The sequence below is a fragment of the Thermosynechococcus sp. PKX82 genome, assembly GCF_031583255.1.
Lineage (GTDB): Bacteria > Cyanobacteriota > Cyanobacteriia > Thermosynechococcales > Thermosynechococcaceae > Thermosynechococcus.
In genome coordinates this window covers 1-22,449 of the sequence record NZ_CP134169.1, presented here as the reverse complement: position 1 = coordinate 22,449, position 22,449 = coordinate 1, and the positions used below count along the sequence as shown (strand labels likewise).

Annotated in this window: 22 protein-coding genes; 10 read left to right on the top strand and 12 right to left on the bottom strand. The window is 51.9% G+C overall.

All coding sequences use genetic code 11. The features are described 5' to 3' along the window. Position 1: 1 nt before the first annotated feature. The 4 genes from pstB to pstS all read right to left on the bottom strand — a co-directional run bounded on the left by pstB (position 2) and on the right by pstS (position 3,841). Positions 2-802: a phosphate ABC transporter ATP-binding protein PstB gene (pstB, locus tag RHH53_RS00110; protein ID WP_206200546.1), complete on the bottom strand. Its 801-nt coding sequence runs from the start codon at positions 800-802 to the stop codon at positions 2-4. A 22-nt stretch (positions 803-824) separates the two neighbouring features. Continuing rightward, on the bottom strand, positions 825-1,712 hold the full coding sequence (gene pstA, locus RHH53_RS00105) for a phosphate ABC transporter permease PstA (RefSeq protein ID WP_302678519.1): 888 nt from the start codon (positions 1,710-1,712) through the stop codon (positions 825-827). 8 nt (positions 1,713-1,720) lie between these two features. Continuing rightward, positions 1,721-2,689, bottom strand: coding sequence for a phosphate ABC transporter permease subunit PstC (pstC, locus tag RHH53_RS00100; RefSeq protein ID WP_206200544.1), 969 nt, complete (start codon positions 2,687-2,689; stop codon positions 1,721-1,723). A gap of 105 nt (positions 2,690-2,794) precedes the next feature. Next, positions 2,795-3,841 (bottom strand): phosphate ABC transporter substrate-binding protein PstS, encoded by a 1,047-nt coding sequence (gene pstS / locus RHH53_RS00095; protein WP_310743893.1) that lies wholly within the window; start codon positions 3,839-3,841, stop codon positions 2,795-2,797. Positions 3,842-4,590: 749 nt separating this feature from the next. Here pstS and RHH53_RS00090 point away from each other — a divergent pair. The 7 genes from RHH53_RS00090 (at position 4,591) to RHH53_RS00060 (ending at position 12,403) form a co-directional block, all read left to right on the top strand. Continuing rightward, positions 4,591-5,643 (top strand): PstS family phosphate ABC transporter substrate-binding protein, encoded by a 1,053-nt coding sequence (locus tag RHH53_RS00090; protein ID WP_399373003.1) that lies wholly within the window; start codon positions 4,591-4,593, stop codon positions 5,641-5,643. Positions 5,644-5,652: 9 nt separating this feature from the next. Then, positions 5,653-6,426, top strand: a complete 774-nt coding sequence (locus RHH53_RS00085) for a PH domain-containing protein (RefSeq protein WP_310437773.1) — start codon at positions 5,653-5,655, stop codon at positions 6,424-6,426. A gap of 486 nt (positions 6,427-6,912) precedes the next feature. Continuing rightward, positions 6,913-8,082, top strand: coding sequence for an RNA polymerase sigma factor RpoD (gene rpoD / locus RHH53_RS00080; protein WP_310453054.1), 1,170 nt, complete (start codon positions 6,913-6,915; stop codon positions 8,080-8,082). Between the two features lie 10 nt (positions 8,083-8,092). Further along, on the top strand, positions 8,093-8,428 hold the full coding sequence (locus tag RHH53_RS00075; protein ID WP_206200539.1) for a hypothetical protein: 336 nt from the start codon (positions 8,093-8,095) through the stop codon (positions 8,426-8,428). Positions 8,429-8,456: 28 nt separating this feature from the next. Continuing rightward, positions 8,457-9,617, top strand: coding sequence for a PQQ-dependent sugar dehydrogenase (locus RHH53_RS00070; RefSeq protein ID WP_206201547.1), 1,161 nt, complete (start codon positions 8,457-8,459; stop codon positions 9,615-9,617). Positions 9,618-9,775: 158 nt separating this feature from the next. Beyond that, the gene (locus RHH53_RS00065) at positions 9,776-10,975 is read left to right on the top strand and encodes a hypothetical protein (RefSeq protein ID WP_310743892.1); all 1,200 of its coding nucleotides are present in this window, start codon (positions 9,776-9,778) and stop codon (positions 10,973-10,975) included. 6 nt (positions 10,976-10,981) lie between these two features. After that, positions 10,982-12,403 carry a right-handed parallel beta-helix repeat-containing protein gene (locus RHH53_RS00060; RefSeq protein ID WP_310744271.1) on the top strand — a complete coding sequence of 474 codons (1,422 nt, stop codon included), beginning with the start codon at positions 10,982-10,984 and terminating at the stop codon, positions 12,401-12,403. On the opposite strand, the gene RHH53_RS00055 is transcribed toward RHH53_RS00060, so the two are convergent. Beyond that, positions 12,400-12,666 carry an Asr1405/Asl0597 family protein gene (locus tag RHH53_RS00055; protein ID WP_302678513.1) on the bottom strand — a complete coding sequence of 89 codons (267 nt, stop codon included), beginning with the start codon at positions 12,664-12,666 and terminating at the stop codon, positions 12,400-12,402. The two genes, RHH53_RS00060 and RHH53_RS00055, sit on opposite strands and share 4 nt — an antisense overlap. A gap of 105 nt (positions 12,667-12,771) precedes the next feature. Between RHH53_RS00055 and RHH53_RS00050 the strand changes: the two genes are divergently transcribed. Beyond that, on the top strand, positions 12,772-13,302 hold the full coding sequence (locus tag RHH53_RS00050; RefSeq protein ID WP_206200536.1) for a Dps family protein: 531 nt from the start codon (positions 12,772-12,774) through the stop codon (positions 13,300-13,302). A gap of 136 nt (positions 13,303-13,438) precedes the next feature. Here RHH53_RS00050 and lipA read toward each other — a convergent pair whose 3' ends face one another. The 5 genes from lipA to RHH53_RS00025 form a co-directional block, all read right to left on the bottom strand. Next, positions 13,439-14,335, bottom strand: a complete 897-nt coding sequence (gene lipA / locus RHH53_RS00045) for a lipoyl synthase (RefSeq protein WP_302678512.1) — start codon at positions 14,333-14,335, stop codon at positions 13,439-13,441. Positions 14,336-14,337: 2 nt separating this feature from the next. After that, positions 14,338-15,342 (bottom strand): permease, encoded by a 1,005-nt coding sequence (locus RHH53_RS00040; protein ID WP_206200535.1) that lies wholly within the window; start codon positions 15,340-15,342, stop codon positions 14,338-14,340. A gap of 16 nt (positions 15,343-15,358) precedes the next feature. Next, complete coding sequence (locus RHH53_RS00035; RefSeq protein ID WP_206200534.1) at positions 15,359-16,504, bottom strand: sugar phosphate nucleotidyltransferase; 1,146 nt, start codon at positions 16,502-16,504, stop codon at positions 15,359-15,361. Between the two features lie 167 nt (positions 16,505-16,671). Next, the gene (locus RHH53_RS00030; RefSeq protein WP_206200533.1) at positions 16,672-17,376 is read right to left on the bottom strand and encodes a helix-turn-helix domain-containing protein; all 705 of its coding nucleotides are present in this window, start codon (positions 17,374-17,376) and stop codon (positions 16,672-16,674) included. Between the two features lie 95 nt (positions 17,377-17,471). Continuing rightward, on the bottom strand, positions 17,472-18,506 hold the full coding sequence (locus RHH53_RS00025) for a PstS family phosphate ABC transporter substrate-binding protein (RefSeq protein WP_310437769.1): 1,035 nt from the start codon (positions 18,504-18,506) through the stop codon (positions 17,472-17,474). Between the two features lie 155 nt (positions 18,507-18,661). Between RHH53_RS00025 and RHH53_RS00020 the strand changes: the two genes are divergently transcribed. Both RHH53_RS00020 and RHH53_RS00015 read left to right on the top strand, forming a co-directional pair. Next, positions 18,662-19,843, top strand: a complete 1,182-nt coding sequence (locus tag RHH53_RS00020; RefSeq protein WP_315863536.1) for an aldo/keto reductase — start codon at positions 18,662-18,664, stop codon at positions 19,841-19,843. A gap of 99 nt (positions 19,844-19,942) precedes the next feature. Beyond that, positions 19,943-20,332, top strand: coding sequence for a hypothetical protein (locus RHH53_RS00015; RefSeq protein ID WP_206200531.1), 390 nt, complete (start codon positions 19,943-19,945; stop codon positions 20,330-20,332). Here the strand turns inward: RHH53_RS00015 and ispD are convergent. Together ispD and dnaA are read right to left on the bottom strand one after the other, a co-directional pair. Next, a complete protein-coding gene (gene ispD / locus RHH53_RS00010) occupies positions 20,329-21,036 on the bottom strand; it encodes a 2-C-methyl-D-erythritol 4-phosphate cytidylyltransferase (RefSeq protein ID WP_302678509.1) in 708 nt (235 codons plus the stop codon). The genes RHH53_RS00015 and ispD overlap by 4 nt on opposite strands. A gap of 51 nt (positions 21,037-21,087) precedes the next feature. Then, positions 21,088-22,449 carry a chromosomal replication initiator protein DnaA gene (gene dnaA, locus RHH53_RS00005; RefSeq protein ID WP_206200529.1) on the bottom strand — a complete coding sequence of 454 codons (1,362 nt, stop codon included), beginning with the start codon at positions 22,447-22,449 and terminating at the stop codon, positions 21,088-21,090.

Below are 22,449 nucleotides of genomic sequence, written 5' to 3'. Positions count from 1 at the left end.
CTTAGCCGAAACGGCCACTGACATAATCCATCGTGGCTTGCTCTTTGGGGTTATTGAAGACAATGCTAGTATAGTCATACTCAACGAGGTAGCCTACCCGGTTGCCCCGTTCTGTGGCCTCGGCATTAAAGAAGGCAGTGCGATCGCTCACCCGAGTCGCCTGTTGCATATTGTGGGTCACGATCACAATCGTGTAGTTCTGCTTCAATTCATGGATCAGTTCTTCCACCTTGAGGGTAGAAATGGGGTCAAGGGCAGAACAGGGTTCATCCATGAGGATGACCTCGGGCTTGGTGGCGATCGCCCGCGCAATACATAGCCGTTGCTGTTGTCCGCCAGAGAGCGACAGACCATTTTCTTTGAGCTTGTCCTTCACCTCATCCCAAAGAGCCGCCTGCCGTAGGGCAGTTTCCACTAGCTCACCCAAATCCCCCTTATACTTATTGACCCGCGCTCCAAAGGCCACATTGTCATAAATTGACTTGGGAAAGGGATTAGGCTTTTGGAACACCATACCAATACGCCGCCGCACCTCCACGGGATCCACCTCCTTGGCGTACAGATCCTTGCCGTGGTAGGTAATCTTGCCCTCTACCCGAGCACCCGGCACCAGATCATTCATGCGGTTAAAACAGCGCAGCAGCGTGCTCTTGCCACAACCCGATGGGCCAATGAGAGCCGTTACTTCATTGGCATAGATGTCCATCGTCACATCCCGTACTGCCCGAAATGAGCCATAAAAAATCGAGGCGTTCTGCACTTGGAAAACCACTTTAGGAGTAGGTTTAGGGTAAGTTGTCATAGAACAGTTACCTTTTAAGTCTTTAGTAGCGTTTCTTACGAGTGAGTAAGCGGGAGCCAATACTGACGATCAAAATGATGCTCAGCAACACCAACGCGCCTGCCCATGCCAGTTCCTGCTGGGGTTTGTAGGGAATGATGGCAAAGAAATAAACCTGTACCGAAAGCGTGGAAATGGGGCGAAACAAATCCGTTGACCAGAAATTATTATTCAGAGCCGTAAAGAGGAGAGGTGCCGCTTCACCCCCTGCCCGCGCCACCGCTAGAGTTACCGCAGTAGCAATAGAGGGCAACGCCGCAGGGAGAACAACTCGCGTTACCGTCTCAAAACGAGTGGCACCCAATCCCAATGCTGCCAGACGAACCTCCTCAGGTACCAGCACCAAGCCTTCCTCTGTGGTTCGCATCACAATGGGCAGCATGACCACTGCCAGAGCCACCCCACCGGCAAAGGCACTAAAGGTGCCCATCGTCATGACCACAATCGTATAGGAAAACAAACCCGCAATGATAGCGGGCACCCCACTGAGAACGTTTGCCGAAAACCGCACCCAATAGGCGATTTTGCTCCCCCGCCCAAATTCGGACAGCCACACAGCGCCCAAAACGCCAATGGGAACACTAATCGCCATGGCAACAGCGAGCACGATTAACGTACCAACGATCGCATTTCCCAAGCCCCCCCCACTCAAACCCGGCGGCGGTGGCAGTTTTGTAAACAGATCTAAGTTAATCCGAGGCAGTCCTTGGGACGCCACATTGATGACAATGGCTGCCAAGGGAATCACCGCAATGACAGCAAACAGTCCCGTCACACCTGTCATCAACAGACCAAAGAGGTTTCGTGCCGAAGTCCAGACCTTGCCTAGTTGAATCTCTGCGGTAGAAAGGCGGTTACTGATCTCTGTCATGGTGCAACCTATCGCTCAACGTTTTGAAACTTCTTAATAATGATTTCTGCCAAGATATTGACCAGCAGTGTCAGGATCATGAGCACTAAACCGGCATACAGCAGTGCAGCCACTTGCTCTCGCCCTGCTTCCCCAAACTGGGAGGCAATCAATGACGCGATCGTCGAACCCGGCTCAAGGATTGAGAGGCTGATGCGGTTGGTATTGCCCACGAGCATAGCTGCGGCCATCGTTTCCCCCATCGCCCGACCGAGAGCCAACATAATCGAACCCACAATCCCCGAAAATCCAGCGGGAATGAGCACCCGCAAAATCGTCTCCCAGCGGGTGGCGCCTAGAGCCATTGCTCCTTGGCGTAAGTAAGGAGGCAAAGAAACCAGCGTTTCCCGTGAAATGGAGGTGATCAGGGGCAAAATCATGAACGCCAGCACTAGACCTAAGGTGAGGATGCTGTTACCGCGAGGACTGGTACCAAAGAGAGGAATCCAGCCGAGGTACTCGTGCAGGAAATTGTAAAATGGCCGCAAAAAGGGAATCAGCACAAAGATGCCCCACAGGCCAATGACCACACTAGGAATGGCAGCTAATAGCTCAATCGCAAAGGCAATTGGGGTACGAATGTACGTAGGTAGAAAGTCCTCACTGAGAAAGACGGCAATACCCAGTCCTAGGGGAACTGCCACCAGTAGGGCAATGAGGGCACTGACAAGGGTACCGTAGATTTGGGGTAGGATGCCGTAGATATTTTGCACCGGATCCCATGTGGTGCTAGCCAGAAAGCGCAGACCAAATCGTGTAATTGCAGGTATAGCCGCAAGGCCAATTTGAATCACAATCCAGAGCAGGGCAACAGCCACCGCCAAGGCAAAGACCATTGTCAGATAGTAGAAGGATTGATCGAGGTAGTAGCGGAGGTTTTTCCGTGCCTCAATCGCAGCCAAATCCGGTGATTCAGGGGGGGTGCTGGTAACAGCCATAGGGTTTCACGGGTAATATTGATCAGTTGCCTCAATTGCCATAACTGGCTCTTTTTCATCCTAGGGGATTGCGAGGGGGAAACACTCCCCCTGCGGTTGCATGATTTAGCCTGTGACTTTCACCTTATCGAGGGTTGCCTTGACTCGCGCGACGATGTCGTCAGGCATGGGAACATAGTCCAGCTGTTCGGCAATGCTTTTGCCCTCATTGCCCAGTGCCCAAAGCAGCACATTTTTAAGGGCTTGCCATTTTCTGCCATCTTGGTACTCAGGGTACACCAAGATCCATGTCAAGCCAGCGATGGGAAAGGCTTCGGGATTTTCGGGATCCGGCACTAGCAATGCAAAATCTTCGGGAACGTCAGCGCCCTCAAAGGCTTTGGAGGCAGCTTCCGGGGAAGGATAGACGAAGTTACCTGCCTTGTTTTCCAGTAGGGCGCGGGGCAAGTTGTTGAGTTTGGCATAGGCATACTCGACGTAGCCAATGGTGCCTTCGTTTTGCTGAATTTGGGCAGCCACGCCTTCATTGCCTTGGCCACCAACACCCACAGGCCAATTGACGGAGGTGCCAACCCCTGCCGGCCAGCCAGGACACACGGTATTGATGTGGTTTGTGAAAATAAATGTGGTGCCACTGCCGTCAGAGCGGTGGGCAAAGGTAATTGGTTTATCGGGAAGCGTTTTACCCTCATTTGCAGCAACCAGCTTGGGATCATTCCAGCGGGTAATTTTGCCCATGACGATGTCGCAATAGACCGCCCGCGGTAATTTCAGTTCATCCACACCGGGCAGGTTATAGGCAAAGACAACGGCACCACCGACCATGGGAACTTGGATGGGGTCAGCCTTGTATCTTTCCTGAAAGGACTTCAGGCGATCGCCGGCTATCGGTGCATCGGAACCAGCAAAATCCACTGTGCCGTTAATATACTGCTCCAAACCAGCACCACTGCCAACGGATTGATAACTGATTTGGACGTTGGGATCAACCTGCTGGGCGTAGGTTTTGAACCAGTTTTGGTAAAGGGGGGCAGGAAAACTGGCGCCGGCACCATTAATATTTATCGGCTCGCCCGCTTGATTTGGGCCACCCCCTCCTTGAGGACCGCAAGCAACAACGATGCCAGCGGTAATAATAGCGGAGAGGATCATGAGAATTCGAGATTTTCTGAGTTTGAAGATCATAAGCGCGATCGCAAGTAAGGACAATGAACGAATGCATTGATGCATCAGTAGTTACAGCCCCTCTCGTGAGGATTGAGACTGCTCCAAACAGTTAGAACGATTGTGCGCTGACAGCAGGCACGAGGCTCTCATCCCCGTTCATGTGCTCCATAGTTTTTAGAACAAGGGCTGTATGACAGCTTGCTCGATAGCAACGACAAATCTATCGCGACTCAAAGACAAGCTAGGGCGATAATACGGGAACGATGTAAAGGTTAGGTTAAGAACGACTCCATCTGTTAATTAAGTTTTTTTATTATTGTGCAGTCTCTGTCGATCTGAACCAAAGCTTGGGTAGGGCAGTCTAAGCTTAGTTTTCCGCTGGGTGTAGTGAGGAATACTTTCAAGGAAGCAATTTATAAAAATTTTCTTAATCTCTAGGTTCCTGAGACCAAAGGCAGCCTAAGATTATCGCTAGGGTGTTCTCAACAATACTTTCTCTAGGGAGAAGGGCTAACGAAATACCTTAAGATAAGACTTTTTAAGTCTCAATTCTTTGAATTCAAGTTACTAACTTTAGAAGGATTTATATTAATAACTCATCTTTGAAGTTTTATTTATAAATAGTTTTGGCAAGTTATTCATCGTTTTTAGTGATTTTGTTTTAGTGGGGAAATAGTTGAATTCACCAATTTTCTAATTGATGCAATATCCGTCATTTTTAGAGTGAGGCTTGAGTGATGCAGTTTCAGCAATTGAGGCGCGGCGTTTTACCCCTTTTGGCCATCATCTTTGTGGGCTGCACAATGGAGGCGGCATCTAATGACCCAATGCTCAAGGTGATTCGGGTGGATGGATCGAGCACGGTTTATCCCATTTCCAGGGCGATCGCCGAAGGGTTTAAGACCACGCCCAATGGTCAAGAGGCCGATATTGCCGTTGCTTTTTCAGGGACATCTGCTGGCTTTCGCGCCTTTTGTAGCGGCAAAACGGATATTAGTGACGCCTCTCGCCCGATCCTCATTACTGAAATGAACGAGTGCATTGCCAATGGTGTCCCCTTTATTGAATTGCCCATTGCCTTTGACGCGCTGACGATCGCTGTCCATCCCCAAAATACTTGGCTCAAGGAAATTTCTGTGGCTGAGCTGAAAAAACTCTGGGAAAAAGCGGCGGAGCAAAAGCTCACTCGCTGGAACCAATTACGTCCCGACTTTCCCAATGCACCCATTGTGCTCTGGGGACCAGGTCAAGATTCAGGCACCTTTGATTATTTCAACGAGGCGATTCTTGGCAATCAGCGCGGCTCTCGCACCGACTACAAAGCCAGCGAAGACGATAACGAAATCGTAGCGGGTATTGCCGGGGATGTGAATGCCCTTGGTTACCTTCCCTATGCTTACTACATGGCCAACCAGAATCGGCTACGAGCTGTGCCCGTCAATGATGGCCGAGGGGCAATTCCGCCTTCAGTGGAAACGGTGCAAAACAGTACATACCAGCCCCTCTCGCGCCCCCTCTTCCTCTATGTCAATGCCAAATATGCCCAAGACAAGCCCCTGCTGCGACAGTTTGTTGAGTATTACATCCAGCAGGCACCGACGGTCGTTCCCAAGGTCGGGTATGTTCCCCTTACGCCCGAAGGCTATCGCTTGGCAGGCATTCAGTTTATTCGCCTAGAGGTGGGGACTGCCTTCAAGGGGGTGCCTGAACCTGATGTGACGATTGAAGAGGTGCTGCGACGTCAGGTGATCTTCCAAGAGGCCCATGCCAATAATCCGACCCCCTAGAATAGGGGCATGGAAATTATCGAGAAGTCTCAGCAGCGGCTGATTTTGCGCAGTCGCCCTTGGGGGGTGTGGCTGGCAGGTCTGATATTCTGTGTTGGTGCTGCTGTACCGATTTGGTTTGCAGCCCGCTATGAGCTGGTGTGCCGCCATGAGGTTCGCGTTATTGATAGTCGCTGTCGCTGGGTGCGCTCTGGGGCAACGGGGGTACAGATCACCCAAATTCCCCTGAATCGGCTCCAAGGGGTGGGCATTATCGAGCAGTGGCGCTCTAGTCGCGGACGACGCTACCGTGTCTATCAGGTGCACCTACAAACCGCCGCGGGTTCTATTGCCTTTGGTGAATTTACCCGCGATCGCCAGAATCGGGAAGCCGTTGCCGAACGCATCCGTCGCTTTTTGCAGCAGCCGCAACATCCCCCTTTAACATTAGTGGAAGACAACCACTGGTGGGGATTTTTGATCTTAGCTATTGGCTGGGGTCTAGGCTTACCCCTAATCTTTATCGAAGCCAAGGTGCTGGTGCTGGTTTTTGATAAAAGTGCAGGCGTGGTATCGCTGCAATATAGCAGTCTTCTCAGGACAGAAAAGAAAACCTTCCCTTGGCATGACCTCAAGGATGTCGTCGTACAGCTCTCCCGTGGTAAGAAGGGCAGAGTATCAGCTCGTTTGGCCTTGGAGTTACAGAATGGGCAGGTAATTCCCCTGCGGTTTTATTACAGCAGTGATGTCAGGGGCACTCAGGCACTGCAAGCCACGATTCGGGCGTTTCGTGATCGTTCGTGATCAAACGTAACGGGTACGGCGGAACGGCAATAAATTAGCTAGGCTAGAAGCAAGAAATTTCCCTCAGCAGGGATAGAAATTTTATCTGAGAATAGCAAATTAGAATTTGTTAGCGGTTGTTGACGCGAGCGATCGCTAGCCCTGAATTCCCGAAAAATTTATCCCTTTGCTGTGGGCGATTTCTGTTAGAAAGGCTACAATCAATGAGGTTTTAGTTAAAATTAGTCAAAAGATTCCTGCACAGTCTCAACCGCTCGCTACTGCCTGCTCCCTGACCCCGTGGGTCACACAGGAAATTTTTCAAGATGATCCAGCGGCAGAGATCCTGAGGATGTGGAATCTAGAGCCTATGCCCCCGTCCAACCGCTTTCCTTGGCTGCATTCCATGATTGAAATGTGGCTGACGATTCTAGCGTCACCAAAGGCAACGGTTGCCGACAACACACTGACAATACACATTTAGGGAGATTTTACGAGGACAACGGCATGACCCAAGCGAATGTACTTGACGTTTACGACCCCGCAACAGCCCCCCTTGAGGATGAGGTGGCTCTACTCAGTGACTATGGCCTTGATGCTGTAGAGGCCGAAGAAGAGGAGGAGAGCGAAGACTTTGAGGAGGTCAGCGACGATCTTGACGACAAGCCCACAAAAGGTCGTGCCAGCCGACGGCGGACACAGGTCAAGAAGAAACACTACACCGAGGACTCGATACGCCTCTATTTGCAAGAAATTGGCCGCATTCGTCTGTTGCGTGCCGACGAGGAAATTGAATTGGCGCGCAAAATTGCCGATCTCCTAGAAATGGAGCGAGTGCGCGATCGCCTGTGTCAACAACTCGGCTGTACCCCTGAAGAGCTAGAGCGCAATCCTGAGCCTTGGGCTACAGAGCTGGGTATGACCGTGCAAGCCTTTCGCCATCGCTTATTTGTGGGTCGCAAAGCCAAGGAAAAAATGGTGCAGTCGAACCTGCGACTGGTGGTGTCGATCGCCAAAAAATACATGAACCGGGGGCTATCCTTTCAGGACTTGATTCAAGAGGGCAGCCTAGGGCTCATCCGCGCTGCTGAGAAATTTGACCACGAAAAGGGCTATAAATTTTCCACCTACGCCACCTGGTGGATTCGCCAAGCCATTACCCGTGCCATTGCCGATCAATCCCGCACCATTCGTCTGCCTGTGCACCTGTACGAAACCATTTCGCGGATTAAGAAAACCACTAAACTCCTCTCACAGGAAATGGGGCGCAAACCCACTGAGGAAGAAATTGCCGATCGCATGGAAATGACCATTGAAAAACTGCGCTTCATTGCCAAATCGGCACAACTGCCCATCTCCCTAGAAACCCCTATCGGTAAAGAAGAGGATTCCCGTCTGGGGGACTTCATTGAATCCGACGGTGAAACCCCTGAAGATCAAGTGTCCAAGCACCTGCTGCGCGAAGATTTAGAAACGGTATTGTGCACCCTTAGCCCCCGCGAGCGAGATGTGTTAAAACTGCGGTATGGCTTGGACGATGGTCGCATGAAAACGTTGGAGGAAATTGGTCAACTCTTTAATGTCACCCGTGAGCGCATTCGCCAAATTGAGGCCAAGGCCCTGCGGAAACTGCGCCATCCCAACCGCAACAGTGTCCTCAAAGAATACATTCGTTAAGGAGTCGTTTATGTTGCGTCCCCTCATTGCCCTGACCGTTGGTCTGTCTGCCACTTTGGTGGCAATGCCGCAACCCAGTTCTGCCCAAGCCTGTGCCTATGCGAAAGGGTTAAGTCATCAAAGTCTGAGTAATTCCTCATTCTTCGATAGCAGCAAGCTGCCGATCGCCCTTGGACTGGGTGCAGGTGCAATTACAGCAGCGGCAGTGGGGGTGACCCTCTGGCAACGGCGGCAGCAAACGGATGCCCCGACCCCTGCTTCTGATGCTGCCTCTTTGGAACTGCCGGTGGTCTTGCCGGAGTCTGAAGGTGCAGAGCGTTCTGAAGATGTGACACCCATTGCCTAGTTATCGATTTGTCAAATTACTCCCCCTCATGGGGGCGATCGGGGTATTCCTAGGCTGTAGTCCCATTGCGCAGTCGGATACCCCGTTACCCTTATCAACCGCTGAACCCCTGTTAGAATCGCAGCCACCACCAACACTGGCGGTACGCATTGAAACCGTTGTTGAAGAGTTAGAGCATCCTTGGGCAGTAACTTGGCTGCCGGATGGCAGTGCGTTGATTACTGAGCGCCCCGGACGGTTGCGGCGATTTCACCAAGGGCGTTTGGGTTCACCTATTCGTGGCGTGCCGCCGGTCTTTGGCCAAGGCCAAGGGGGCTTATTGGATGTCGCCCTTCACCCCCGCTTTGCTGAAAACAATTGGGTTTATCTTACCTATGCCCATGGCACAGCATCCGCGAATCGTACTCGCCTAGCACGGGGGCGTCTGGTGGGCGATCGCCTTGAAGAGGTGACAGTTCTCTTTGAAGTCTCGCAAGCGAAAACTGGGGCACAGCATTTTGGCTCCCGCTTGGCTTGGCTCCCCGACGGCACATTGCTCATGGCCATTGGCGATGGCGGCAATCCCCCAATTGAACTGGAAGGCAAATTAATTCGCGAGCAAGCCCAAAACCGCCGCAGTCATTTGGGCAAAATTATTCGCCTGCGGGACGATGGCACTGTGCCGGAGGACAATCCTTTTGTGGGCGATGCCACGGCCACCCCCGAACTCTGGAGCTACGGCCACCGCAATATCCAAGGACTGGTGGTTGATCCAGTCACAGAAACGGTGTGGTCAACGGAGCACGGCTCCCTTGGTGGTGATGAACTCAATCGCATTGAACGTGGTGCCAACTATGGTTGGCCAGTGGTCACCTATAGCCGTGAGTATTGGGGGGCAGAAATTACCCCAGAGCGGCGCCGGCCGGGAATGGTGGATCCTTTGGTGGTGTGGACACCGGCCATTGCGCCTTCAGGGCTAGCAGTTTATCGGGGCGATCGCGCTCCCCAGTGGCAAGGTGCCCTTTTTGCCGGCGGTCTCGTCTCCCAAGATGTGCGCAAAATTCGAGTCAATACCAACAATGCTGTTGCAAGCCAAGGGCGCATTCCAATAGGTCAGCGGGTACGGGATGTGCGCCAAGGCCCCGATGGTTACCTGTACGTTCTCACCGACGATGCCCAAAATGGCCGATTGTTGCGTTTAATTCCTTAACGTTCAGCTAAACAAATCTTTATCGCCACTTAAATACAAGCCAATATCTTGAGTCGAGGAACAAAAAGCAGTCGCAGGTGAGGTGTGACTGCCGAATTGTGTGTTGAGGAGTGTATATGCGTTCTTGGGGGAAGCTTCTAGGAAGCTGCCTAGTTGGCTTGGGCATCATTTTGGGATTGAACAATGCAGCCGTTGGCCAGTCATCAGCAGAGGAAATGTTAGGGCCTCGAATCCAGCCCCGTGGAACGATTCGCTTCAATAGTGAAGGCGCTGGTTTTGATCACTACCTCAGTGCAGAAACATTTATTCCGTTCTTTCAACAGCAGGGTGCTAGCGTCGGCTTCTTTGAAGGCAAACTCCTCATGGCCACGCCCAATACAGCCTTGGGGTACAATTTGACCCTTGGCTACCGTGCCCTGACAGGCAATCAGAAATTTGCCCTTGGTGGCTACCTATCCTACGATTTTCGCAACACGGGAGATGCAGGTTTTAACCAGCTTGGGCTTGGTCTGGAACTCTTGGGAGATGTTGATGTCCGTATAAACGGCTATATCCCCCTAGGGACTCGGCAAGTCCTTCTCAATCAAGCAGTGGGTTCAATCGGCACCATTCAAAACAACCAGATTCTTCTTGATCGCGATCGCCTTTTCCAAGAAGCGCTGACGGGTTTTGACTTTGAAGTAGGAACCCGATTGGTTCCATTAGGTAAAGACTATCTGCGGGGTTACGCAGGTTTATACTACTACAGCGGTGAGAGTATTGCTGATTTTGTTGGCGTCCGTGCCCGTTTAGCTACCCGCCCTATTGAGTACCTCAGCCTCAGTGCAACAGTGCAAAATGATGATCGCTTTGGCACGAAAGCTTGGTTTGGAATTGGGGTTTCTTTTCCCGGTGTCGCAGGTAGTCGCCGCCGTGCTCCAGAACAGGGTCAAAATGTAGCAGCCCGTCTAGGTGAATCTCCAGAGCGTCTCAGCTTTATTACCGTTGATAACGAACTGGTTCAGGATCAAATTGCAGCAATTAATCCTGCCATAGGTCAACCCTATCGAGTTTTTACAGTTGATACTGGAGCAGGTAGCGCTGCCCGTATTAATGATTTACCCCTTGCTCAAAATGACATTGTCTTGGTTGGTGTTGCCGATACGGATGGCAATACCGCAGGTCAAGGCATTATTAATCTCCAAGATGGAGTTCAACTGCTTTCAGCAACTGTGAATCGACAACTTCCTAGTACACTTGGAACGATTACTATTCCTGCGCTCACACCGATTAACCAACAGCCTATTATAGCTGCCACTATTGTTTTAGCTAAGAATAATACAATTGATGGCTTCAATATTACACCGCCTGCCGGCTAACCTGCGATTATTGGTAATAACGTCAATCCACCGCGTATTCTCAACAATCAAATTACAACCATCAATGCCAACGGCATCAGTATAACGAATAGTACTGGTGTACAAATTACCAATAACCAAATTACGAGTACCAATGGCAGTGGCATCATTTTAGTCAATGCTGAATCCCCTGTGGTTCGCAATAATACCGTTACAATTACGAGCACAACTGCCCCTGCCTTTAACCGCCGTGGCATCAGTATTACTGAAAGCACCAACGCAACGATTGAAAATAACACTGTTAATGGTGGTATTGGTGAGGGAATTGGCCTAGATAATGCCCTTGGAAATGTAACTATTCGTGGCAACACTGTCCGTAATGTTGGCCAAACAGCAACAGATACTAACCTCGAAGCTAGCATCTTCATTCGCAACAATCGTGGCAACGCCAACATTACCATCGAAGATAACGTGACTGAAAACAACTTGACGCCAGGTAATCGTGTGGATGGAATTGAATTTAACCTCTGCCGTGGCGATAGCTTTGCTGTGGCTGACCGTTTCAGTGACAATCAGTTTGCGAACTGTGCGGCTCCCGCGAGTGCAACTGTTATCGTTCGGAACAATCAGATTCGCAACATTGGTACAGGTACCGACGGCAGTGATGGCATTGACTTCAATATTGGCGATGGTGCCAACCTCACAGCCGTTCTAGAAAATAACGTGGTTAACAATATTTCTGATGCGGGGATGACGTTTGATATTGTCAGCAGTGCGGCTCCAATTGCACCTCCCAGCGCAAACATCATAATTCGCAACAATGAGATACGCAACATCCTCAATGATGATGCCATCACGCTAGAGTCCAACAGTGCAGGACAAGTGGTACTAAACATTGAAAATAATGTAATCCAAAATATTGGCAATGGTAATGACGGCATTGACATTGAGTTCACCACGAATGCTGCCAATCCAACACCGGCACGGGTCAGAATTGTTGGCAATCAGCTTTCTGGTGTCAGCGATCGCGGGATAGAAATCGATACCACTAACAATGCTAGCTTGCAACTTGAGGTTAGCAATAACAGTATCCAAGCAACAGCTGGTGGTGAAGCAGTGCGACTGCGTGCTCAGAATACTTCTCGCCTCAATGCCACAGTCAACAATAACACCCTCACTCAAGGGAATCCTGCCACGCGAAGTTTAGAGCTGCGGGCTGATAATAATGCAACACTGTGTGCAAACGTATTTAGTAACGTCGAAACAAGTGGTGCAGGTTTCCGCTTACGACCCCAGAATGCTCCTGTCATCTTCCGTGTTGTTAATGCTCTTAGTCTCACCCCGAACAATGGTGGTGTAGTCATCAACACAACTGGAGCAGGAACAGTTACCAATATCACGCCTGCCATATTCAGTGCTGCACCACCCGCTGGTTGTACATTCCCCTAGGACTCAGCAGGATTGTGATACTCACTCAAGGTGGTCAAAGAGTACTGCCAACAGTTTTCGAGCCAGTCTATCAAGGTCTCGCGAGGGGCAGAGACTTGGCGCACCACTGACCACACCTGTAAGGCAGCTAAGGGGGAGTTGACCTCGACCCTCAGGGGTTGATAGGGAGCATAGTCACAGGGCACCTCTAGATCAATCAACCGTTGGTAGATTGGCCAGCGTAATTGCCACTGAACTGCAATAAGGTGGGGGTTTATAGACATTCAATAAGCACTCCACTATTGAAAATGTACAGAAAGGTAGTTTAGGATCGGGCTGTCAGAGCTAAGTTGGTTAGCTCACTAGTGTCCGCAAAGGAGCATCGTGCTATGACGACCAGTGCATTGCCGCGCCAAGCCTTTGGCGAGATGAAAGATACAGTTGTACTGCTGGAGAAAGCCACCACCACGCCCATCTGTGAGGGGATGAATCGCCTCTTGGCCAGTTTTCAAGCCCTGTATTTGCAGTACCAAAAGCATCATTTTGTGGTTGAGGGGGCAGAATTTTATCCACTGCATCAGTTTTTCCAAGACTGCTATGAACAGGTGCAAGGTCACGTCCATGACTTGGGTGAACGTCTGAATGGTCTGGGGGGCGTGCCTGTGGCCGGTTTTCAACAGTTGGCCACGCTCTGCTGCTTTACCCCTGAACCGGAGGGGGCTTTTAATTGCCGCCAAATGCTCACTAATGATTTGCAGGCCGAACAGGCAATCATTGGTGTTCTGCGGCAACAGGCTACCCAAGCAGAGAGTTTGGGCGATCGCGCCACTGCCTACCTCTATGACCAAATCCTGCTGCAAACGGAGGAGCGTGCCTACCACATTGGTCATTTCTTGGCCAACGACAGCCTGAAGGCGTAGTCTTTCGCAATTTAGGTTAACGAACCTTAATGCAAGATCACGGTTGTCCATAAAACGCCCCCACCCAAGGGGGTTTTTTAATGCAGATTTTTCCTATTGCTTAGCCTAGCTTAGTTGCGATTAAATTGCAATAAATTTATCCGAGGAGGTTTGTTGCAGGACGCTGGCGGGGATACTGTTGCATCAGGGCACGCACCTGCTCGGCGTGGTAGGAACTACGGGTGAGGGGAGAGGAGACCACCTGCAAAAAGCCCATGGATTCGCCAAGCTGCCGCCATGCTTCAAATTGCTCTGGTGGAATAAAATCCTGCACGGGTAAGTGTTTCGGACTCGGCTGCAGATACTGGCCAATCGTGAGAATGTCGCAGCCCACTTGACGCAGATCCGCCATCACTGCCGCCACTTCCTCAGGGGTTTCTCCCAAACCCACCATCATGCCTGACTTTGAGTAGATCCAAGGGGCGCGATCGCGCACCCGTTGCAGCAGTTCCAGACTGCGCTGATAGTTGCCTTGGGGACGCACCCGCCGATAGAGACGGGGCACGGTTTCGGTGTTGTGGTTCAGCACTTCGGGACTGGCGGCGAGAATTTGATCTAAGGCCTGCCAATTGCCACAGAGATCGGGAATGAGCACTTCAATGGTTGTTTGGGGCGATCGCGCCCGCACAGCCTGAATCGTGGCCACAAACTGAGAGGCACCACCATCAGCCAAGTCATCCCGATTTACCGAGGTAATGACAACATGATTGAGCCGCATTCGCACCACTGCTTCCGCCAGTCGCTGGGGTTCAGTGGCATCCAAGGGCAGTGGCTTTTTCGCAAAATCAATATCGCAGTAAGGACAAGCGCGGGTGCAAGCTGGCCCCATCATTAAAAATGTCGCCGTTCCCTCATGGAAACATTCACCAATATTGGGGCAAGAGGCCTCTTCGCAAACGGTATTGAGGTTTAAGTCCCGCAACAGTTCCTTGACGGAACCGACCCGCTGCCACTGGGGTGCTTTGACCCGTAACCACTCTGGCTTAACAACCACGGCTAACTCCACTGCAAATTCAAAAACAAACAAAGGGAAAACGTCAATTGTGCCACCAACAGAAAGAGGTAAATTAGAGCACGGGGGCGAAAAATCGTCAGCAGTAATCCCAGCCCCTTGAGATCCACCATCGGTCCGAGGACAAGAAAAGCGAGAATTGACCCCGGCGTAAACGTGGCAGCAAAGGCAAGGGCAAAAAAGGCATCAACCGTCGAGCAAATGGAAATCACTGTGCCCAAGATCATCATTGCCACAATCGAGATCACCGGCCCTTGGCCAAGGCTGAGAATGAGTTCGCGGGGAGCCGCCACCTGAATAAGAGTCGCCACTAGGCTACCGAGGACTAAAATTCCCCCCAATTCGCGAAATTCCTGCACCACATTCTCCAGGACTTGGGGCAGACGCTGCTGCCAAGGCATCGTTGCAGTCGGTGGCGCAAGCGTGAGAGTTTCCATGGCAAGGGGTTGGCCGGGGGTTCCCAACAGGTAGGTGCCTGACTGGAGCAAGGCCGGTATAGTGGCTGCTTGAGGCTGGGGACGACGCATGAGACTGGTGACGGTGGGCTGCAAAAAGGGGGTTAGATCCTTTTGGAAACTAAAAACCCAGCCAATAATGGTGGCGATCGCCAGTGAGAAGAGGACACGAAAGACGACAATTTCCGGTTGATCACGAAAGGCCGTCCACGTTGCCCAAATCACAATCGGGTTGATTGTCGGTGCTGCCAACAAAAAACCAATGGCCACGGATGTAGGCAGTCCTTGCACCAATAATCGCCGCGCCACCGGCACATTGCCACACTCACACACTGGAAAAAGAAAGCCAATGCAACTGCCGACCAAGGCTCCCAGCAGGGGCGATCGCGGCAAGCGACGAATGAGCGCCTGCTCATCTACAAATAGCAGCAGCACGCTAGAGAGCAAAATGCCCAGCAGCAGAAACGGCACTGCCTCCACCAGTAGGCTCAGAAAAAGGGTAAAACCGCTTTGCAACTGATTCGCAAATGTCATGGGTGTATAGCGGGGTCTAGGACACAATCTCCTTCAACTCGAGGGGACTCGGCTGAATATCCGTTTGCCGTGAATCGGTAATTAGCCAATCGAGGGCAGCGGCCTTGAGATCAATCGTTGTCCCTGTTTTGTCAACACAGTAGCGGCCAAAGACCAGCTTATCCACAAGACGCACATCCGAACCAAGGCGGGAATACTCAAAAATCACACAGTTATCGACGACAGCACCACTGCAAATGTGGCAATTGGGGCCAATCATCGTCGGCCCAATAATCGTTGCCCCATCTTCAATCTTGGTCATGCCGCCAATGTATACAGGGCCTTGAATTGTGACTTTATCCCAGTTGACCGCCACATTCAGCCCGGTATAAATGCCGGGGAACTGCTCATGGCCGGGAATCGAGACATTTTTAATTGTGCCCTCAAGAACGCCGCGCACCGCTTGCCAGTAATCGGGGACTTTACCAATATCAATCCATTCAAAGTCCATTGCTAGGCCATAGAAGGGGGCACCCATTTCCACCAATTTAGGGAACAGCTGGCTGCCAATGTCGTATTCCTGGTTGGAGGGAATGTAGTCGAGAATTTCTGGCTCAAAAATATAAATTCCCGTGTTGATATTGTTGCTCAGGGCTTCTTCAACGCTAGGTTTTTCTTGAAAAGCGATAATGCGATCGCTCTTATCGGTGACGACGACGCCATAGCTAGAGACATCCTCTTTGGGGACTGTTTTCATAATCACGGTAGCGATCGCCCCCTTTTGGCGATGCCAAGCCACCGCTGCCGTCAAATCCAAGTCAATGAGGGCATCCCCACACAGCACCACAAAGGTGTCATCAAAAAAGGGGTGAAAATCTTGAATTCGCTTGATCCCCCCCGCAGAGCCTAGGGCTTTGCCCACGAGTTCGCCATCCTTGATATAGCCCTCAAAGGAGTAGGCAATCTCTACACCAAAGCGTTGGCCATCCTGAAAATAGCTTTCAATTTCGTGGGCTAGGTGACTAACGTTCACCATAATTTCAGTAAACCCATGCTGCCGCAAAAGTTCTACCAAAAACTCCATCACCGGTTTTTGCAAAATTGGGATCATTGGCTTCGGAATGGTGTATGTAATCGGGCGTACCCGCGTGCCTTTTCCAGCCGCCAAGATCATTGCTTTCATATCGGTTTTACCTAATCTACCAACACTGAAAGGGAGACACCCCCACTCGTGATAACAGCCCTTTTCACAAGGTACGCAAGACTCTGGAAAGAGCCAAAGCTATGGTTGATCACTACTCCTTGAGGAACCCCACGTTTTAGAAAAGGGCTGTCCCCCCCTAGCTTACCTCAATCCAGGGCATACACTCGTCCATGGTAGAGCAAGCGGGTAATCCCTTTGGACTGAAGATAGCTGCGCACTTTCCGCAGCATTTCGCCGTCGGGTACCTTAACAACGGTCTTGCGCCACTGGACATCACTGGCCTTATAGAGGCGTTGATTTTGCTGGGAATAGCGTAGAGCCACGGGGCGGCTATCGAAAATGGGTAGGGTACTTTGTTGCGCTTCCTCACTAGAGAGGGCACCTAAACCGCGAAAGGCTTCTAGGGGACGGGTGAGCAGTTCCGCCCGCCGATCCACAACAACATAACAAGGACGGGGCAGCACTGCTTCTGCAAGGGGAATGACCTCCACCGACTGCACCACTTCTACATCGGCGAGATCCGGTAAGGGAATATCCCCCTCAAGTTCCTCGTCATCGTCATCTTCGAGATCGTCATCCTCTGCATCACTGTAGTCATCCTCATCGAGGACAACGGCCTCTGCCGTCTCTACATCTTCTAAATCCTCTTCCTCTGGCATGTCATCCGTTGCAGCCACCGCCAATAGGGGAGCTTCAGGGGCAGCCGCTTCTTCTTCCATTTGTTTGATCACACGCCGAATGGTGTTTTCACTCACACCAAATTCCGCTGCTAGAGCTTTGATCGTTTGTCCGGCGGTGTACTGTTGAAAGACACGCTGGCGTTCGCTGTCACTGAGTCGCTTGTAGGTCATGGATTCAGATTAAGAAGCAGGTGGCCAGATCTATTATCTGGGGTGGCGGTGCCAGAATATTGATTTCAGCCAAAACCCTGTTCAGTGGGCGATCGCTAGCGCAGGCGCACAAATCCTGCCTTTTCAATGGCGGCTTGCCCTTGATCCGTGAGCAAGAGTGCAGCGTAGGCACGTCCTGCTTGGGCATCGAGGCTATTGTCCTCCTTGGTAATGACAAATAGGCGGCGGGTGATGGGATACGTCCCCTCTTGAAATGCACGCTGATTCAGTTGGTTGCGCTGTTGGGGACACTGCTCAGGGGGAACATAGGGGTCTTGATAGGGAGGCACGTACTCATTGGCTTGGCGGCCGAGGGGAAGCGGGTGGATGCTGCACTGACCCACGACCTCCGGCGCAGAGGCATAATAAATACCCCCCAGTGTCGCGGCGACGCGCCGTAGGCCATCGGTGGTATCGCGAACCATGACCACATTGCGACCAAAAGGCTGCTTCCCTAGCACTTCCTGAATAAAGTATTCAACGGTACCACCATCTTCCGGACGGCGAGAGAAGGGGGTAATCTTTTGGTTGGGGCCGCCCACCTGCTGCCAATTGGTTACTTTGCCGGTGTAAATATCCACCACTTGTTGCACCGTCAGTCCGGGAATTTCTAGCCTCGGATTGACAGCGATCGCCAGCCCATCAATAGCAACAGGAATGGCAGTTAATTTAATACCCTGAGCCGCTGCCTTGGCTAGCTCTTCGTCCTTGAGGGAACGGGAAGATTGGGAGAAAGACAATTGATGATTCAGTAACATGCGGATCCCACTGCCCGACCCCGGCGTTCCTGTGGGCGGATCCACATAGCGCAGTTGAAAATTGGGCCAAGCCGCTTGCAGCAGCGGATCCACATCGCGGCGAATGGGTGCCCAAGTGGTGCTACCGCCATAATTAAAAAGACCACTGGGGACATTCTTGACTTGGGTAAACGTGGATTGACCCTTGGTTCCGAGATTGAGACCACCATTGCCAATGATTTCGCCGTTATTGATGAGGCGAAGCACCAGCCCTGCACCAATGCCCAAAAGGCCGAGGGTGGCCAGCAAGGAAAGGAGTAGAGGCAGGAGAGAATTGCTTTTCCCTTGGAACATACAAAATAATTGCTGTCATTTTTTTCCAGCCTAGCCCAAACCAAGGGATGTTGGGGATACTCTCTTCAGTGCCGCTGCCTCAGCCCCTCATGCCCCCGTTAGCGCAGGATCGGGAATTCCGCGACAATGATGAAGAAACGTTCATTGAGTTCAACATGCGCTACCGTCGCTTTGGTCGTACCCAATTACCAATGCCTGTCTTTTCCTGTGGCGGCATGCGCTATCAGTTTTCATGGCAGGATGTCAGCCCGAGTACGATTCCAGAAGAAAATCAACGCAGTTTAGAGGCGACGATTTGCCGAGCCGTCGAGCTAGGCATTAATCATATTGAAACCGCCCGTGGCTATGGCACCTCAGAAGTGCAGTTGGGCAAAATTCTGCCGCGGCTGCCTCGCGAAAAGCTGATCGTGCAAACCAAAGTGGGGCCGCGACCCACCGCCAAGGAATTTCGGGCAACCTTGGAAACCTCGCTGCGTAATCTGCGGCTGGACTACATCGATTTGCTGGCAATTCATGGCCTTAATTTGCCAGAGCATCTGGAACAGGTGCTGCGACCGGGGGGATGCCTAGAGGTGGCACGGGACTGGCAAGCGGCAGGAAAGATCCGCTTCATTGGCTTTTCTACCCACGGCAGTCTGGAGGTGATCCGCCGGGCGATCGCCAGCGATGCCTTTGACTACGTCAATCTGCACTGGTACTACATCAATCAGCAGAATTGGCCCGCCATCCTCGATGCCCAAGCGCGGGATATGGGCGTCTTTATCATTAGCCCTGCGGATAAGGGGGGGATGCTCTACAAACCACCCCAACGCCTAGTGGAACTGTGTGCCCCCTTAAGCCCAATGGTCTTTAACGATCTGTTTTGCCTCTCCCATCCCCAAGTGCATACCCTGAGTGTCGGTGCTGCTCGCCCCAGTGATTTTGATGAGCATCTCAAGGTGCTCGATCTGTTGGATCAGGCCGCTGAAATTTTGCCGCCGATCTTGGCGCGACTGGAGCAAGCCGCCATTGAGCGGTTGGGGGAAGACTGGTACCACACTTGGCATCAGGGATTGCCCGACTATCGCCACACCCCCGGTGAGGTGAATATCCCCACCATTCTCTGGCTGTGGAATCTGGTGCAGGCCTACGATTTGCTGGACTATGCGCGGATGCGCTATAACTTGCTTGGCAACGGCGGCCACTGGTTTCCTGGAGCCAATGCAGCCCAAGTCAAGCACTTGGATTTAGACCCCTGTTTGCAAAAGAGTCCCCATCGGCAGAAGATTCCAAGGATTTTGCAGGCAGCCCATGATCTGCTCAGTGGCACGCCGCAGCAGCGATTATCTCAATCTTGAGGATAGGGGGGTTCCCCCAGCAAATCGCGGACAATTCCCCTAGGCGATCGCTCTAGGTGCCACCGACAATAAAAGTATCAAGGGTAAGAGGTCAACACCATGGATTTCATCTATCACCTCAGCAATGCCAGCCTTACCCTGCGGGTTGTGCAATTCTTGCATGAATACGCCAAGCTACCAATACAGTTTGTTACAGTCATTCATCAAGTGGATGGGTGGGTGATTCGCATTAAAATGCATTCGCCCCTCTCCAACGAACAAGCAGGGAATTTCCGCGCCTTCTTGAACGAATTGGGATTCCCCTACACACCGGGGATTTCGCTGAAAATGGCACTGTGGGCACTGGAAACCGGACAGTCAATGGTGGATGTGATGCGCCGTTATCAAGTGGCGATTGTTTCCCACGGCTACCCCAACTACGATGACATCGAAGCGTTTCGCAAGCAGTTCATTCAAGGCTTGGGCTACTGTCCCGAAACCTTGGCCTAGGGCATCGTGTCCCCTTGGCCTTGCTCCCGGCGATGCTGCAAGATTCGTTCTGCAAGGGGGAGATCGCTGGGAGTGGTGATCTTGAGATTGGTTTCTTCGCCCAAGACAATATGTACGGCATAGCCCAGGCGTTCAAAGAGGGCAGCATCATCTGTAACTTCCCAGCCTTTGACCACCGCCATTTCATGGGCAATACGCAACGGCTCGACGCGAAAGCCTTGGGGAGTTTGAGCCGCCCACAGGGAGTCCCGCTCTGGGGTTTGGACAACAACCCCTTCATGGTTGACAATTTTAATCGTATCTTTGACCGGCACGGCGGCAATGAGTCCGGCATAGGTCTCTAGGGCTTGGGCACAGCGGTTGATCAGATCGGGGGTGGCAAGGCAGCGGGCACCATCGTGGATCAGCACCTGCTCAGCCCTTTCGGGAAGTGCCTGTAACCCATTAAAAACGGAGGCTTGACGGGTCTCACCCCCTTCGATGAGCTGGACGGGCTGCCGTAGGTTCAAGTCCCCAAGGAGTGCTTCCCAAGTGGGAAAATCCTCTGGCTGGCCAATAACGCCAATCCATTCAATCGCTTCCGCAGCAGCCACCGCTGCCAATGTCCATGCCAACAGGGGTTTACCCAAGAGTTGCAAGCGCAGTTTATTGTGGCCTGCCCCCATGCGTTTACCCATGCCGGCGGCGGGAATGAGGATGTGCATTCATACCCCTTTCAAGACTGTTTTTATCTTGGCATAGGAAGGCTCTGCGCACTATGGCTCTGTGGGACGGCTGGCCAAGTTAATGCGATCGCTGAGTTGTCGCAGCAGGCTGCCCATTTCTGGATCGGTACGTTGCAGTTCGGCCACCTTGTCACAGCTATACATGACGGTGGTGTGATCCTTGCCGCCAAACTCTTCACCAATTTTCGGCAGACTCAAGCCCGTGTATTGGCGCATCAGATACATACCCACTTGACGCGCCATGCTAATTTCGCGACGGCGGGAGTTGCCCTTGAGATCACTAATAGACACATTCAGGGCTTCAGAGACCACATTCAGGATCACCTCTGGGGAGGTCTCAATTTTGCGGATGGCTGGACTCAGAACGGGGGCAATATTTTCCACCGTCATCGGCAACCCAGAAATGGAAATGTAGGCCACCGCTCGAATCAGTGCCCCCTCTAGTTCCCGAATATTGGAAGTGTAGCTGGCGGCAATATACTCAATCACATCGCGGGGCAGGCGGATATTTTCGTACTCCGCTTTTTTCTGGAGAATGGCCATGCGGGTTTCCAAGTCCGGGGGTTGAATATCGGCGATCAGCCCCATGGAAAAGCGGGAGCAGAGGCGCTCTTGCAGGCGGGGAATTTGACTGGGGGGACGATCGCTGGCCAAAACCACCTGCTTACCGGCCTCGTGCAGTGTATTGAAGGTGTGAAAAAACTCCTCTTGGGTGTATTCCTTGCCCTCAATAAATTGAATATCATCCACGAGCATGACATCCACCGCCCGATAGTGCTCGCGAAAGCTCTGCATACTGTCTTTGCGGATGGCGGCAATCAAATCATTCGTAAACTGCTCGGTCGAGACATAGAAAATCTTGGCATTGGGATCAATTTCCAAGCGATAGTGACCGATCGCCTGCATGAGATGGGTCTTGCCCAAGCCAACGCCGCCACAGAGAAAGAGAGGATTAAACTCCCGCCCCGGTGATTCCGCCACTGCCAAGCAGGCCGCATGGGCCATGCGATTATTGGGGCCAACGACATAGCGGGAAAAGACATACTTGGGATTCAGTTCACTGCCGCGATGACGAGCGGGCGGGGTGGTAGCCTCTACTTCAGCACGACTGGTGGGGCGAATGCTGGTGTCATGCTCTGCCCCTTGGGCGATCGCCAGCTCAATCTCCACCGCCTCACCGACAATTTCCCGTGCCACATCGGCAATGGTTTTCAAATAGTACTTTTGCAGCCAATTGCGGGCAAAGGGATTGGGGGTGCAAATCGTCAGGGTCTGGCCATCAAAGGACTGCACCGTTGCTGTCTTAATCCAAGTTTCAAACGTCGGGCGACTGAGCAACAGTTGCAACCGCTCCAAAATTTGGTGCCAGAGATCTTCGGCAGAGCTAATCAC